The sequence below is a fragment of the Streptomyces sp. SGAir0957 genome, from assembly GCF_043523415.1.
Genome location: NZ_CP027291.1, coordinates 265,009 through 279,212, shown reverse-complemented (window position 1 = coordinate 279,212; position 14,204 = coordinate 265,009). Strand labels below are relative to the sequence as shown.

General features: G+C 70.2%; 13 protein-coding genes. 8 read left to right on the top strand and 5 right to left on the bottom strand.

The genetic code is table 11. The annotated features are described in order from the left end of the window. Positions 1-31 precede the first annotated feature (31 nt). From C1N81_RS03920 to C1N81_RS03885, 8 genes are all read left to right on the top strand, one after another. Complete coding sequence (locus tag C1N81_RS03920; RefSeq protein ID WP_394426778.1) at positions 32-805, top strand: hypothetical protein; 774 nt, start codon at positions 32-34, stop codon at positions 803-805. Positions 806-976: 171 nt separating this feature from the next. Further along, complete coding sequence (locus C1N81_RS03915) at positions 977-1,510, top strand: hypothetical protein (RefSeq protein ID WP_394426776.1); 534 nt, start codon at positions 977-979, stop codon at positions 1,508-1,510. Between the two features lie 20 nt (positions 1,511-1,530). Continuing rightward, entirely contained in the window at positions 1,531-2,112 is a 582-nt protein-coding gene (locus C1N81_RS03910) for a hypothetical protein (RefSeq protein ID WP_394426775.1), read from the top strand. Positions 2,113-2,195: 83 nt separating this feature from the next. Continuing rightward, positions 2,196-3,185, top strand: coding sequence for a hypothetical protein (locus tag C1N81_RS03905; RefSeq protein WP_394426773.1), 990 nt, complete (start codon positions 2,196-2,198; stop codon positions 3,183-3,185). Beyond that, a complete protein-coding gene (locus tag C1N81_RS03900; protein WP_394426771.1) occupies positions 3,182-3,631 on the top strand; it encodes a hypothetical protein in 450 nt (149 codons plus the stop codon). Before C1N81_RS03905 ends, C1N81_RS03900 begins: the two co-directional genes overlap by 4 nt. Positions 3,632-3,744: 113 nt before the next feature. After that, positions 3,745-4,254, top strand: coding sequence for a hypothetical protein (locus tag C1N81_RS03895; RefSeq protein ID WP_394426769.1), 510 nt, complete (start codon positions 3,745-3,747; stop codon positions 4,252-4,254). Between the two features lie 165 nt (positions 4,255-4,419). Next, entirely contained in the window at positions 4,420-5,787 is a 1,368-nt protein-coding gene (locus tag C1N81_RS03890) for a hypothetical protein (RefSeq protein ID WP_394426767.1), read from the top strand. Continuing rightward, positions 5,784-6,833, top strand: coding sequence for an Eco57I restriction-modification methylase domain-containing protein (locus tag C1N81_RS03885; RefSeq protein ID WP_394426765.1), 1,050 nt, complete (start codon positions 5,784-5,786; stop codon positions 6,831-6,833). The genes C1N81_RS03890 and C1N81_RS03885 overlap by 4 nt, the downstream gene beginning before the upstream one ends. 72 nt (positions 6,834-6,905) lie before the next feature. Here the strand turns inward: C1N81_RS03885 and C1N81_RS03880 are convergent, their stop codons facing one another. From C1N81_RS03880 to C1N81_RS03860, 5 genes are read right to left on the bottom strand one after another with little or no spacing between them, the layout of a single operon-like run. Further along, positions 6,906-7,430, bottom strand: a complete 525-nt coding sequence (locus C1N81_RS03880) for an ATP-binding protein (RefSeq protein WP_394426763.1) — start codon at positions 7,428-7,430, stop codon at positions 6,906-6,908. A gap of 10 nt (positions 7,431-7,440) precedes the next feature. Then, positions 7,441-9,324 carry a TniQ family protein gene (locus tag C1N81_RS03875; RefSeq protein ID WP_394426761.1) on the bottom strand — a complete coding sequence of 628 codons (1,884 nt, stop codon included), beginning with the start codon at positions 9,322-9,324 and terminating at the stop codon, positions 7,441-7,443. A 1-nt stretch (position 9,325) separates the two neighbouring features. Then, the gene (locus C1N81_RS03870; RefSeq protein WP_394426759.1) at positions 9,326-10,594 is read right to left on the bottom strand and encodes an AAA family ATPase; all 1,269 of its coding nucleotides are present in this window, start codon (positions 10,592-10,594) and stop codon (positions 9,326-9,328) included. Beyond that, positions 10,572-12,842 carry a transposase gene (locus C1N81_RS03865; protein ID WP_394426757.1) on the bottom strand — a complete coding sequence of 757 codons (2,271 nt, stop codon included), beginning with the start codon at positions 12,840-12,842 and terminating at the stop codon, positions 10,572-10,574. Before C1N81_RS03865 ends, C1N81_RS03870 begins: the two co-directional genes overlap by 23 nt. Then, a complete protein-coding gene (locus C1N81_RS03860; RefSeq protein WP_394426756.1) occupies positions 12,839-13,603 on the bottom strand; it encodes a TnsA-like heteromeric transposase endonuclease subunit in 765 nt (254 codons plus the stop codon). Before C1N81_RS03860 ends, C1N81_RS03865 begins: the two co-directional genes overlap by 4 nt. Positions 13,604-14,204 lie beyond the last annotated feature (601 nt).

The following is a 14,204-nucleotide window of genomic DNA, read 5'->3' as shown; positions in this document are numbered from 1 at the left end:
CGGCACCGTCCGCCAGAAGAGGTGATTGCCCGTGTCCGAAGCACTTGTCGCCCCGGTTTCCGGCTCGTACACGCAGACGGAACTCCGCCTACTGCGGCGGGGTTCCTACACCGCCGGCTATGTACCGCAGGTGATCGATTTCATCATGCGCGGCGTGACGGGCAGCGAGTTCGCATCCCCCAGCGAGGAGCAGGCCAGAGAGATCCATCGCCTCCTGGTGCACTACGCCGCAGGCGGTCAACCGGGTTCGCGGGAGCTCGCGCGGGCCATGCTGAACGTGCGGCACGCAACGGGGCTTGTACGGCATGAGCACTACCGGGGGTCGGCCGTGCCCGCCGCCGGCCCGGACACCGCCGTCTCCGGGCATCGGCTGCTCGAGCTCGCCGCAGAGGCCGGCCGCGACCGGGTCCTGCCGGCGCAGGGCGGGGCGCTGGTCGTCATCGAGCACGACTCCGACGGGCGGGGGACCGTCTACCGCCCCGTGCCCCTGGAGGAGGCGCGGGCGATTCGTGTGGCCGTGCGCGGCGCTAAGGAGGAGGCTGCCCGGTTGCACGAGCGGGTCGTTGCGGCACTGAGCCCCCACGTTCGAATGGCCGACTGGAGCAAGGACGAGGGATACGGCGTGGCCGTGGATGTCGTGTCCAATGCGGTCTCCGTGTACTGGTGGCCGGCTTCGATGCCCGAGACGCGAGACCTTTGGGAGCGGGGCGGGATCCGGCAGCTGTGCACGGACCTGTTGTCGGCCTGGTTCCGTGCCTCTGAAGGCCCTCGGGGGACTGTCCACGTCCATGACGTTGCACATTAGAGTTTCTTTATGTAATGTACTTGTACCGGCTCGGGGGCGGCGCCCTGTAGGCGCTACGCCCCCTTGACCGACCAACACCCCATGCCGCTGCGCCACTTCGGCGTCCCGCGTCTCATCTCGGCGTCCCGGCCCGCGCCCGCGGCCGCCCGACCACTGTCCAAAGGAGCTTCGATGCCCGACACCGCTCCGAAGTACGCCGTCGCGTTCGACATGCGCGTGCTCAACCTCTTCTCCCGGCTGTCGTGCGCCGAGAACGCCGAATCCGCGCTTGCGACTTGGGTGCCCACCCGCGCCCTTCCCGAACACCACATGTGTCTCGCTGCGGTGATGTTCCGTTCGCACAACGGCGTGAACAAGCTGACGGCGGCGCTCGCCCTGGCAGACGACACCGGTCACCTCGTCTGGGTCCCCGAAGCCATGGGCAGCCGCACCGAGCGTCGCACGGCTTTGTGCGACTACTGGGACTGGACGGATGAGATCCGGCCCGCCAGCGAAGAGGGCGACCGTCTGATCCGCGCCGCGCTCCCGAAGTACGGCGTCGACGCCGAGGCGACCGACCTCGACCTGGCCCGGGAGCTGTTCAGCACCACCCTCGCCGATGACGAGTACGGCCGATCTCGGCGCATCCGGCAGCTACTGAAGCGACTCAGCCTCCCCACGTCCACGACGCCTCCGGCGCCTTCCCCGGCGGGCGGCGAACAGTGAGCGCGCCTCCGGTCCCGCAGATGTGCGCTCACCGCCCCCGCCACGGTGGCCTGGTCGTTCCCTACGTGTCCTTCGAGCACAACAACGCGGTCACGTTCGGCGCGCTCGACCCGCGCAAGCGGACCCGTGCCTTCGTCAACCGCCTCTGTCAGATCTGCGAGAGGCCGTTGCACGAGCGGTTCTATGTGCTGCTCCGGCCCCAGGACGTAAGCGTCGGGTACGCGCCGGAGCCCGGGCTCCATCCGCCATGCATGATCTACTCCGGGCAGGCCTGCCCCATGTTGTCCGGAGCCGTGACCACCTACCGCGAGGGCGGGGTGATCGCCCGGCACCCAGCAGGGCGGCCGTGCGACGACCCCAGCTGCTCCTGCCCCGTGACCGCCCCCAGCGAGGAGGACGAGCGGCGCTCGGGCAGCACGGCGGATGACTGGGACGCGTGGATGCTGCCGCTGGAAAAGTACCGGCTCCGACACACCGCCCAGGGCGAACCCATCGGGATCGAGCTCCCCAGCAAGCCGCTGCGCATCCGCCGCATCCGCGTCTCCCCGGCCCGCCAGCGCGCGCTCGCGCTGTTGGAGGCGCTCCAGGAACTGGGCCTGTAGCCCCGGCAGAACTCCGACCACACACCGCCCGCGTGCCTTGCAGCCACAGCCTGCCGGGCCTTCGCCTGCCACGAGGAAGAACCATGATCACTACCACCTTCAGCCCGCCCGACGTCGAGCGCCTCGTCCGGATCGCCGGCGCCCTGGCCGACTCGCCGGCCGCTGCCGACCTGTCGGCGCCGGACCGCGAGTTGGCAGCTCGCGCACGGACCGAAATCCTGGCTCAGGCCGCCGGCCGCCTCGCCCCCGCCCGCACCGCACTTCTGGACCCTCGACCGGGCGAGCAGGTCTGGCTGCTGCGCATGTGGAGCAGCCACGAGGACTCCACCGTCCCGTACTCCACCGAAGCCGCCGCCTATGCCGAACTCGCCAGCTACGCACGGGGATGCTGGGACAACCTGTACGGGGAGCCGGGTGTGCCGGAGCGCCCTCCGGCGGACGACACCGAAGCCGTCGAGTTCTACTACGGCTCGGACGGCAACGCACGGCCGAACGAGGGCTACGAGCTGTATGCGGCTGAGGTGGTCCGCGACCGGCGCTCCCGCTTCGTCCCGCTGGACTTCGACTTCCCGGCCGCCGCGGAGGCCGAGGTCCTCAATCGCGCCGCAGTCTTCTACGCGGCGGACGATGACGGCCTTCCGTGCATGGAGGTGGTCGGAGTGCTCGTCTTCGCCTACCTCGACCACGAGGACGGCGTGGTGCAGGTCTCGGTGCACACGGACAACGCCGACGCCGAGCACGTCGTCCGGCCGGATGGCTCCGTGCCGCTGCGCGTGGTGGTGGAGGACACCGTGGTCTTGGACGACGGGCCCACGCGTGCCCCGCGCCCGCCAGTGCTGGAAGAGCTCCTGGCCAGTGCCGACGCCGACCAGGAGGCTGCGATCTACGCGGCGGCAGTCACGGCCGGGCTGATGTGGCGCTGCCCCAAATGCCAGTGGACCAACCCGCACGCCGCAACGCGCTGTGAGGGCCCCGAGAACTGCCGCGCGATCGCTCCGTCTGCCGGAAGCGAGCTGCCGGCCGACCTCCTGTCGGCATCAACTCCACCTCTCGCCCTGGACGGTCCGCGATGAGCAACCAGTCGCAACCGCCCGCCCCTCACCACCTCCGGTCCGCGTCCGCGCACCCGGACGGGCACCTCACCGCGCGGGTCAGCCGCGCGACGCTTCAGACCTACCTGGACGACGGACTGGTCTACCGCAACGACTCCGACGGGTACCGGCTGCCGCCGGAGGCCGCCCAGGACAAGGGCGCGGGACCATACGTCATCACCGGCGCAGGGCGGCGCGCCATTCTGAACGACTCGCAGCGCGCCGCCATCGACTCCGCCGACGACCGCGGCTCCGTGCCTTCGAAGGTCGCCTGGCCGACCGCCGACGCGCTCGTGCGGCTCCGACTCGCCGAATACCGGGACGCCCACGGCGTGGCCCAGCCCACCGACGGCGACGACGGCCGCACCGGTCCCAAACACCGCCTCTGGCTCACCCCGGCAGGCATCGCAGCCACCCGGCCGGCCTGACCGCGCAGGCCTGTCACGGCTCCGCCGGCGCTGGGCATCGCACCGGGATCGGGGTTCCCCGCGGGACGTGACGGCCGAACGCCCCCTGATCCGCAGAACAGAACGGACACGCAGTGAGCACCGCTTCCGAAGAGACCTTGGCCGACATCTGGCGCAATCTCGAATCGATGCTGGCCCCGATCATCACCGTGCGGGAATGGGCAGAAGACGAAATCCAGGCTGCTCAGCAGCGCCACCACGAGAACGGCCGGGGGCCGATCTGGCACGCCTCCTCTCTCGTGCGCCCGACCCTCGGCCGGCTCCACACCTCCGAGCGGCTCTACCGGGCCCACGCCGCGGAAATCCTCGACCGGGTTGCCGAGGGCGAGAACACTCGGCCGGCGACAGCCGCCGAGATGATCTGCGTCCTCATGGAAAGCAGCCTGCCCGCCCCACTCAACTCCGCTGCCGCCTACCTGTACATGCGCCTGTTCGCCCAGCTGTTCCCAGAGGACTTCTGCCGGCTCGTCGCCAGCCCCACGGAACTCGACGCCTACGAAAGGGTCCACGGGTCGGAAGCCGACGAGTACGAGGCCGACCTCCAGCGGAAGCTCACACACGCATGGCGAAGGCACATGGCCTGACCCGCCGTGCCCGTCATCGCGCGCCGCCGAGTCCACCCGAGCGGCGCGCAGCCCCGGCCGCTCCGCCCCAGCCGACATCAACAGCGCTGCGGCCCCCTTTTGCGCCTTTTCCACCAGCGGGTGCGGCCCGTACGGCCCGCACCGCCCGATTGTTTGGCCCAGACCATGACCCTGACCCTGTTCGACGCTCCCATTCCAGTCCCGTCTGGAAATCAGGCTGAGGTGGCTTCCCCGGCAGCACTGGATGCCTTCCGCGCAGCACCCCGTAAGTCACTCTCCTACGGCCTCGGCGTCGACTCGACGGCCGTGCTCTTGGCGATCCTCGACGATCCCGTCAGTTTCGGCATCGCCGAAGACTTCTCCGACTTCAGCGTGATCACGGGCCTGACGGGATTCGAGTTTCCAGACACGGTCGCCGACGTCCAGGACCACGTCCTGCCCAGGCTCCGCGCGAAGGGCATCCGCTATGCGCAGGTGTCTCGCGCCGGCCACCTGGAGGACGCCGGCGTCCAGGTCCTCAGCGACACCACGAATCCCGGGAAGATGCACAGCCGCGGGCAGTGGACGCTGATGGACGAGCTGGAGGCCAACGGCACCGTCCCGCAGTACGCCGGCGGTCACCGATGCGCCCAGAAATTCAAGGCTTTCCCCATCGAGCGCTTCCAGCGCGACCAGGCGGGAGGCCAGACAGTCGGCAAACTCTTCGGCTACAACGCGGACGAGCACAAGCGCGCCGTCGAGGCCAACCGGCACCAGGCCTGCAGGGACAAGAAGGCCGGCACGCGCATCTTCGCCCTCGACTATCCCCTCATCCGGCTCGGGCTCGACAGGAAGGGTGTGCAGGGTTACGTCAAGGAGCGGCTCGGCGTGGCCATGTCCAAGAGCTACTGCCCTGTTTGTCCCTTTTCGGGGGTTTGTTCGCCGCAGCCGGATCATCTGAAGCGGCTGCGGAAGTATCCCGACCTGGCCGCTCGCGTTCTCCGCCTGGAGTACGTCTCCATGGCCCTCAACGACAACAGCTCGCTCTACAAGGACGACACCCTCCACCGGCGCGTCGTCAACGACGGCAACACAGAGGCGCTCGGCCAGTTCGAGGCGCGCCTGGACGACGAGGACTGGGCCGTCTACCGGTTGCAGCGCGCCTACACCGCAGGACGCCGGCCCGAGTGCCGCACCGCGCACGGGGACCGCTGCGCCAAGCCGGAGTGCCGCGACAACAGCATCAAGGGGACCGTCTACCGGTCGGTGAAGACTGTACGCACCGGCAGCCGCGCGGAAGTCGGCGCGTTCCTGCGCAACGCCGCGTCGGCGCTGGATCGGCCGGTCGAGCACTCCACCAGCGCCCACCGTGCCGGCATCGACCGCGTGCGCACCCGAACCCGCCCGGACTCCAAGGCGTACGGAGCGGTCGAGGACTTCTACGTGACGGCGCCCGCCGGCGTCCAGGACAAGGCCCGCGACGGCTTCGCCAGGGTGTGGGCGGCGATGACCGTCGGCGAGCAGCAGGCAGCCTCCCCAGACGAGCAATCATGACCACCCGCACTCTGCCCGCGGCCGCGTACGAGAAGCTGACCGCCTCTGTCGCCCGGGACACCGGCGATCGGCGCAGCGCCGCCCTGTGGATCCACGCCGCCGGCCTTGTCCGGCACGCCCAGGACCACGGCCTCCTCCCGGACAGCGGCCCTGCGCCCGGGGCAGACGGGCTGCGCAAGTCCCTGGAGATCCTGGCCTCCTGCCACCCGGCCCTTGCGGCGCTGACCGACCCGCGCATGCTGCCGGTCTGGTCCCAGCCGCTCGGCGAGATCGCGTGGGAGTCCATCAGCACCTTCTGGGATCGACACCCCGCCTTGGAGGACGAGCACCGGATCGACGGGTACGCCCTCGGCGACACGTACCAGCTGCTCTCCGACGATGCCCGCAAGGGCCGCGCGCTGTGCCAGACCCCGCCGTGGATCGCCCGGCTGCTGCTCCGCCTGTCTCTGGAGCCGGCGATGGAGGAGTGGGGGCCGGCCAGCACCCGGATGATCGACCCCGCCTGCGGGACGGGGCACATCGTCATGGCGGCCTTCCACATGGCGCGGGTCCCGCCCATCCGCGGGCGAGGCTCGGCCCCGGCCTCACACGGGCATCGGGCCCTCGAGCGCGCGCTGGCCGCGGTGACGGGGGTCGACCTCGACCCTTACGCCGCCGCACTGACGGCGTATCGCCTGCTCGCCAGCTGCGCCACCATGCTCCGCACGCCCCTGGAGCGTCTTCCGTCGAACTGGTCGGTCAACGTGGCCGCGGCCGACTCGCTGTTGGCGCGCGACGAACCCCTGCTGGCCGCTGGCACCTACCACGCCTGCGTGGCCAACCCGCCGTACATCACACCGAAGGACCCCGTCGTCCGCGACCGCGTGCGCGCCGCGTACCCGCAGGTCGCCAGCGGCAAGTACTCGCTGGCCCTCCCCTTCACCGCGCTGATGCTGGATCGCCTGGCCGTCCCGGGCGGCTTCGTGGCGCAGCTGACCTCGAACTCGTTCATGAAACGGGAGTTCGGCCGGCGATACGTCACCGAGTTCCTTCCCCGCTTCGACTGAGCCGAAGCACGGTAGTTGTCACATAGGCAGTCTTGTTGTCACCTGCGAGGTGCGCGCCGGAAAGTCGTCCTCTCAACTCTTGACGGCCTCTGCGATCTGCTGGGCGGCCTGGGCGGGGGTGAGGTGCGTGGTGTCGACGACTTCGGCCTCGGCGTGCAGCCACGTGCGGGCTGCCTCGGCGTAGGGCTCGAGGTATTGGAGCCGGAAGGGGGAGTTGGGGCCGAGCACGGTGTCGCCCGCGATGCGCGCGCGGAGGGTGTCCTGGTCGGCATGGAGGACGAAGTGCCGGACCGGAATCTCGTGCCGGGCAAGTCCCGAGCTGATCTCGCGCCAGTACTGCTCGACCAGGACGGTCATGGGCATCACCAAGGTTCCGCCGGTGTAGTCGAGGATGCGTCGGGCGGTTTCGACCACGAGGGGCCGCCATGGCGGCCAGTGCTGGAAGTTGTCCGTCGCGGGTAGTCCTGGCTTGATGTCCATGAGTGTCTCGCCGACCTTCTCGGCGTCGAACACCCGGGAGTCCGGGATCAGCTGCTGGACGAGCGCGCTGGTCGTCGTCTTGCCCGCGCCGTGGGTGCCGTTGAGCCATACGATCATGGACTTGACGCTAGCGTCTGCGGGCTGCTGGGACAGGGAGAGTGGAAGATCCGGTGCGGTCGATCGCCTTGGCCAAGAGCCTGGCGTGGTCTTCGAGCAGTGGTTTGAGGGCGCCGTAGTAGGGCTGATAGTCCGTTGTGCGGAGCCAGTGGAAGACGTTGTGCCGCTCCCGGAGCCAGACAGAACGTAGCGCTGGGTCGTGTGCGATGTGCGGCGGGCAGGGGACGAAATCAGGCTCGCCTTCGGTGGCGCGGGTCCAGATGTAGGCGCTGACGGCCAGGCGTCTGCGGTCGTCGCTGATGGGTTTCCGATGGCTTGTGAGGACCGGAAGCTGGGCGAGGATGTGCTGCCAGCTCTCGGGATCCAGGGTCCAGGTAGCGAGGACCTCGCGCCGATGCTGGTAGTCGATGGTGGGGCCCGAGAGAAGGTCGGCGGTGATGGCGTCGAGGGCCTGCTCGAAGTCGCGGGCCGTGCCGCTGGTGCGGAGATGGCGGTTCAGCAGCTGTGTGTAGCCGTTCCTCTTGCCCTGGGGGTTGATCCCAAGGAACTGGGCGGCTTCGTCGAGGCTGCCGCCGCGTGCGCGCCGGACGAGGAAGACCGAGGCACTGCGTCGGCGCATCTTGGGGACGATAACTGAGAGGAAGTTGAGGTGATGTTCGGCGAGCGCTTGGGGCAAGAACGCGGGGATGTGTTCGGGTCGCAGGCCGGCACCGGTGGAAGGGAGGCGGAGTCCGCCTTTGCCGGTGCGTCGGAAGGTGGGAACGATCGTGTCGGCGGCGTGCTGGAAGCGTTCGGAGCATGCGCTGCGGTGCTTCTTGAAGTTCTTGTCCCAGATCAGGTGCCGTGTGGGCGGAATCCCGCTGCGGGTCCGGTTCTCCTCGGGCGCGAGCGCGGAGAGCGCTTCGCGCAGGTCGTCGGCGGCCAAGAGGCGATCGGTGACCTGGAGGAGGCCGGCGCAGGCGAACGCGTCGACGGGTGCCCCAGTGGAGCGGTAGGGACGGGAGTCGGTTCCTTCGTGGATGGCGAGGTGCTGGGCGACGGCTTCGGCGAGTTGGCGGGTGGTGCCGACCGGCTGGACGCGCGGCCAGCAGATCATGACCAGTCCCGCGAGCAGGATGAGCTCGGTGAAGTACTGCTGGGCCGGCTGCTTCGCTCCGCCCGGCCGGAGTAGTTGAAGGATCTTGTGCTGGAGCGCGAGCAGGGCGGGTCCGGGCCGGTGATGGTGCAGTGGGTCGTGCGCAAGCGGTGCCCCGCAGGGGGCGCCGGGCCGACTGGTCGGGATGTCCTGATCCGTGGAAGACCGGCAGTGGGCAGGGTGGACTCCGGAGGCGGCAGGACGGGGAAACAGCTGGGCTCTGCTGCTGAAGTTGACCGGTTTGTGGCAGTGGGGGCAGAGGTGTTCCAGGAACACCTCGTGGAGCGGGCAGGCGAAGACGACCGGAAGGCGCCAGAGGATCTGCCAGGGCCCGCCGTGGGCGCTCTGGATGTCGGAGCCGTCGCCGGCGAGACAGCGAGGGCAGTAGCGGGCGGTCGTGGCGAACAGCCATCCGTCCGTGTGCATGGAGTAGACCTTGCCGGCCCGCACGTTGGCGACGCTTCGGGCCGCCGGCGGGTAGCGGGAGGCGAGAGGTTCCAGCGTCATCGCTCGGACCTCGCGGGGGTCCAGGCGGGTGGTGGCGGCGAAGCTCTTGATCTCGGCGGTGGTCAGCCGCGTGGAGAGTGACGCCCGGGCCCGACCGAGCCGGTCCTGTTCGGTCAGGCCGGTCAGCCGGGCGAGCTCGTGGGGCGAGATGTGCAGGCGGTGGGCCAGACGCAGGACGAAACCGGTCAGGGACTCGCCCTTGAGAGGGTCGAGGCTGAGTCCGAAGGGCCGCCGCCCGGAGCTCATGGTCATGTCAGTCACCGGCGGCCGGCCTGTTCCCGCGGTCGTCGAGGACCGTGTTGCGTCCGCGCCGGCGACGGGGCTTGGGCTTCGTGGGCGGGGCTGTGTTCTGCGGGATGTCGGGGACCTCGCCAGCGCCGGGGTCGAGGTCGTCCAGGTTGCCGAGGTGGATCGTGGTCTTCGCGAGCAGTTCGGGGGTGAGGCGTTCTTCGCCGGTGAGGATCGCCTCGGTGCAGCCGTCCTCGATCAGCCGCCGCAGCAGGCCGACGACGCCGCGGGTGCGGCCGAAGAGGTACTCGGGCATTTCGCCGCTGGTGAGCATGCCTTCGAAGGACCGCAGGAGCCGCAGCTGGTCCTCGATGCCGGCGAGGTGGTCGAGGAAGGCGGTGATGCTGGCCGGGGTGGAGTAGTCGAACGGGTCGAGATCGACCATGTCGAACCGGCGGCCAGTCTGTGTAGCGGCCGCGGCGTGGTGCCGCCCGCCTCGCCCGTGGTCGGGGAAGACCCACTGTCCGGTGCGCTGGTCGACATAGGCGCCGCGCAGGAGTCCGGAGCCGGGGATGTCCACGCCGATCAGGATCAGGGTGACGTTGAGGTCCATCAGCTCGCGGATCAGGTCGAGGGTGTCCTGGTCGTCCTCGCGGTGGAGCCGGAGCCGGGTGATGTCGTCGATCAGCAAGGCGGTGGTGTGATGGTCCCGGATCGCGTCCCGCACCGCTCTGACCAGGTCATCCAAGGTTCCGGGGTGCGGGTTGCCGTAGACGTTCAAGATCGCCTTGCAGAGGCCCTTGGGGGTCGCGCGGACCGGCAGGCGGCAGTAGGCGACGGGCACGAACACGTCCCGGGTGCCGGGGGTGGGGCCGGGCAGCAGCTGGTGGTGGACCTCGCGCCAGACGTCCTCGAAGGACGCAGCCGCGTCGCAGGCGGTCTCGGTCTTGCCCTGGAACCCGCCGCCGTTGATCATCAGGCCGTCGCGGGTGCCGGGCATGAACTTCACCGCGTTGTTCTGCAGCCGGCCGCGCATCAGGTTCGCGACCCGCGCGCTCATCGGCGTCTCCTGCAGCCGCATGTTGACGTGCGTCGCGGTGCGGTGCAGGTCGTGCAGGGCCCGACGCCGGGGGCTCAGGCTCTGGTACTCGGCCGGCGTGAGCCGCGGTGCGGGCACGAAGGTGCCGCGGATCTTCCGCCACTGCTGCCAGCCCTCCCATCGGGTGCGGTCCGGCGGCGGACCGGCCCGAAGGAACGGGACGACCGCGTGCTCATCGGGCGTCGTCTGGTCCACCACGGTCCTCCTCCAGGTCATCCTCGGGCAGGACGAACACGCTGCGGGCCCGGAAGCTGTGGCCCAGCTCGGGCGGCGGGACGGGTGCGGGCCGGGCGGCCTCCCGCCGCCGACGCCGTTCACCAGCGACCGCGTCCTGCGTCTCGCGGGCCCGGCCCGGCCAGCTCAGCACCGTCGCCGTCTCCTCCCCGGCAGGAACTGGAGACGCAGCGGGCTGTGGGGCTGGTGCGGGTGGGCTGGGCGGCCGGTCGGCCTGGGCAGCCCTGGCCTGGTGCATCTCGCGGGCGTGCTCGGTGCGCTGGGACTTCTTCAGCTGCGTCGGCCACTTGCTGACCGGGATGTTCGAACCGATCAGCTCCAGCAGCACGGGCAGCAGTTCGGCGTCCGACTTCGGCTTCAGCCCGGCCGCGGCGGCCTTCGCGAGCAGGGCGCTGGCCCGCGCGTCCCCGAAGGCCGGCATCTGACCGGCCCGGGGCATGCCCGTCCAGGGCAGCGGGTGCCAGGCATGGCTGATCGGGTCCTGGAAGAACACCTGGCGCCGGTCACGCGGGTCGCGGCGGATGAGCCACTTGCCCTTGTGCTTGCCGCCCCGCGTCGACAGCTCGCCGCGGTAGTCCCGCAGGACGTCCGGGTCGTCGTACCAAAGTCCGCGGATCTTCACCCCGCGGCGCTTGTCGATGCGGACGTAGTGGGCGGGCAGCAGCTCGTAGAACAGCTCCGGGGAGGGGATGTCCATCGCGAAGCCGGTCTGCGCGAACGACGCCGCGAACAGGGAGTTCGGGCTGTGCGAGCCGTCCGGATCCCAGGCCGGGGCGTACTCGCCCAGCTTGCGCTTCTGCCAGACACCGACGATCCAGGTCGCGATCAGGTGCTCGAGCTGGTCGGCCGTCAGCACCGCGTCCGCGGCCGGGTCGGCCCCGCGGTCGGCGACATCGACGCCGGTGTAGCCGACCAGGTGCTCGAACAAAAGCTGCCGGATCACGCCGAACGCCCGCTCGACGGCGGCCTTGTCGGTCGGCCGCAGCACCCGCGCGGGCAGGACCTGGCAGCCGAGCACCCGCTCGACCTCGACCAGGTGGTGGTTGCGATAGACCGATCCGTGGTCGGTGGTCACCGTCTCTGGGGTGAAGAACGGCAGGCCGGCCACCGCGTGCCCGGCGAACTCCGCCACCACTGCGGCTGGCAGGCCGGGGTAGGGCCATTCCAGGTCCTCGCCCCAGTCCGCCCGCATCGGCAGCGGCATCGTCACGTCCCGCAGCACCATCGCGACATCCACCGAGGTGTCGGAGACCAGCGTCAGCCGGAAGGCGACCAGCGAGTGCGTGCAGACGTCCAGGGCCAGGGTGAGGTGCATCTTCACCGGATCGCCGAAGACGTGCTCGCGGACCATCACCGGCAGCACCGTGGTGTCCAGCGCGACGACCTGCCCCGGCCGGTGCACCAGGACGTGCCCCTCCGACTCCGGCAGATCGGCCGAGCGCGCATAGCGCTGCCGGGCGCCGCCTGGGCCGAACCACTCCTGCCAGAGCCGGCGCAGGGTGTCGTAGCTGGGCACCTTCGTCTCGGGCCCGAACTCCTCGCGGACGTACTGGCGGATCATGCGGTCCTTGGTCCGCATCGACACCTTCGCCATCCGCTTCGTCTCCTCGCGGACCGCCAGGACCGCCTCCCGCATCTCCTCGGAAACCGTCCGTGTTCCGCCGCTGCGGCGCAGCCAGCGGTCGTCCGCGCAGCCGACCAGCCCGAACCGGCGGCGGGCGTTCTCCCACCGGATCAGCGTGCGGTAGCCGACCGAGCCCAAACCGAGCAGCTTCGCGTGCTGCGGATCCAGGGCCGCGAGCTCCGCCACCTTCGCGTGCCGGCGCTCGGTGAGCGTCGTCCTCCTCGGGTCGTACTCGGCTCTCGGCTCGCCCGGGCCCGGGTGGAACGGGTCACCGGAGCGGAACCCGGTCGCGACTTCCAGCAGGTGGGCCATCCGCAGCTCGGTCAGCTCCAGCCGACCCGCTTTCAGGTCCTCGGACGCCTTACGCTGGCGGCCCCGGTCGGCCCCCGCCGACGACGTCCGCGACGACGGCCGGCACTGCGGATGGTTGGCCAGGAACCGGAACGTCATCCGCTCGCGGGTTCCGTCGTCCTTCACCAACTGCACTCGGCCCAGGTGCGGTTCGCGCCGCTCGACCGTCCACTCCGTCCCGTCCAGCACCAGCCCGGCGCCGGGGGAAAGGTCCAGCACCGCCACCGCGGTCACCGGCCCGCCTCCCCAGCGGGCATGACGAGCGAGCCGTCCTGCAGCGAGGCGGCCAGATCGACGCCCAGCTGCCGGGACCACAGCAGGTGCAGCAGCTGGGCCCGGGCCACCGGCTCGCAGCCCGTCGCCGCCGCGAGCTCACCGAACCTCCGCCCGCCTTCGGCCTCGGCGAGCAGCACCGGCCGAAGCCCCAGCGGATCGGACCTCAACCGGCGCCGCGACGCCATCGCGTCCAGGCCCGCGAAGGCGTGCTCGCGCCAGCGGGCGGCCACCGCGTAGCGCCAGCCGCAGGCGACGGCGACCTCGGCGGCCGCGGCGAACGACTCCCGGTCCGCCTCCTTGATCAGGGGCTCCGGGCGTACGTCGAGCAGCCAGACGCCGCGGCGGGTCACCGCGAGGTAGTCAGGGGTGTGGGCACGGCGCTTCCCGCAGGTGGCGAAGGAGATCTTCAGCGGCTGCGAGACGACGTCGACCAAGTCGCCGGCGAAGTCCAGGGCCAGCAGCACCCGGCTCTCCTCCAGGCTCTCCGCGCCGTGGTGCCGGCCGGTGCTGGTCAGGAACTGCAGGCCAGGACGGTGCCGTTGGTCCCGGCGCCAGGTGAAGTGCCGCATCGGGGCGCTCGTGAGCACCGGCTCCTGTACGAGATCGTGCACCGAGCAGGACGCATCGTCCCCGTCGGCCCGCCAAGAGACCGTCCACCGTCTCGTCCAGCCGTCGCCCAGATCCAGGCCGGACCTGCCCGCGTCGACATCCGTCTGCACGAAAAGGTCTTCCCAGCTGCACTGATGCGACCAGACGGACCCGGTGTCAGCGGCTTCGACTACCCTTCCCGACCCAGCACGTATAGCGGCCATGAGCTCATCGAAGCGCCGTGGAGATCCTCAGGCTTCCGATCTTCGTTTCTGGTGACAGAAAGACTGCTGAATGAGCGTCTGTGACAAGTCGGATGCCTCGTTAGTGACAACCGCGCTGCTTCGGTCGCCCCAGTTGACCAGCTCAGCCGGTCCCGCTGGTGACAACTCCTGAGCTTCGGCTCATCGACGCGCGCTGGATCATCGACACTTCCGGGGCCTACATCCCAGGCCACGGGACACCCACCTGCATCCTCGTGCACCGGGCCCGCCCGCCGGTCGGCGACACGGTCACGGTGATCCGGGGCAACCGCGGAGAGCCCCACGTTCCGGAGGACCCGGCGCGAGGGCTGGTCTGGAGAGCGATCGAGGACGCTGTCGACAGCCGGCTTGCCTGGGACCGGTTCCAAGCGGGTGCGGACCTCGCGCGGCGCGGTTGAGGCCCCACCGCCCAGAGCGTTGCATCTTCCAGTTTTCATGTGTATTGTCATCGTCAAGTCGGGGCAACGCC

Excerpts from the sequence above, each read along its gene's own strand:
- C1N81_RS03890 (WP_394426767.1), top strand. The coding sequence starts at position 4,420 with ATGACCCTGACCCTGTTCGACGCTCCCATTCCAGTCCCGTCTGGAAAT.
- C1N81_RS03900 (WP_394426771.1), top strand. The coding sequence starts at position 3,182 with ATGAGCAACCAGTCGCAACCGCCCGCCCCTCACCACCTCCGGTCCGCG.
- C1N81_RS03910 (WP_394426775.1), top strand. The coding sequence starts at position 1,531 with ATGTGCGCTCACCGCCCCCGCCACGGTGGCCTGGTCGTTCCCTACGTG.
- C1N81_RS03885 (WP_394426765.1), top strand. The coding sequence starts at position 5,784 with ATGACCACCCGCACTCTGCCCGCGGCCGCGTACGAGAAGCTGACCGCC.
- C1N81_RS03915 (WP_394426776.1), top strand. The coding sequence starts at position 977 with ATGCCCGACACCGCTCCGAAGTACGCCGTCGCGTTCGACATGCGCGTG.
- C1N81_RS03905 (WP_394426773.1), top strand. The coding sequence starts at position 2,196 with ATGATCACTACCACCTTCAGCCCGCCCGACGTCGAGCGCCTCGTCCGG.
- C1N81_RS03875 (WP_394426761.1), bottom strand. The coding sequence starts at position 9,324 with ATGACCATGAGCTCCGGGCGGCGGCCCTTCGGACTCAGCCTCGACCCT.
- C1N81_RS03880 (WP_394426763.1), bottom strand. The coding sequence starts at position 7,430 with ATGATCGTATGGCTCAACGGCACCCACGGCGCGGGCAAGACGACGACC.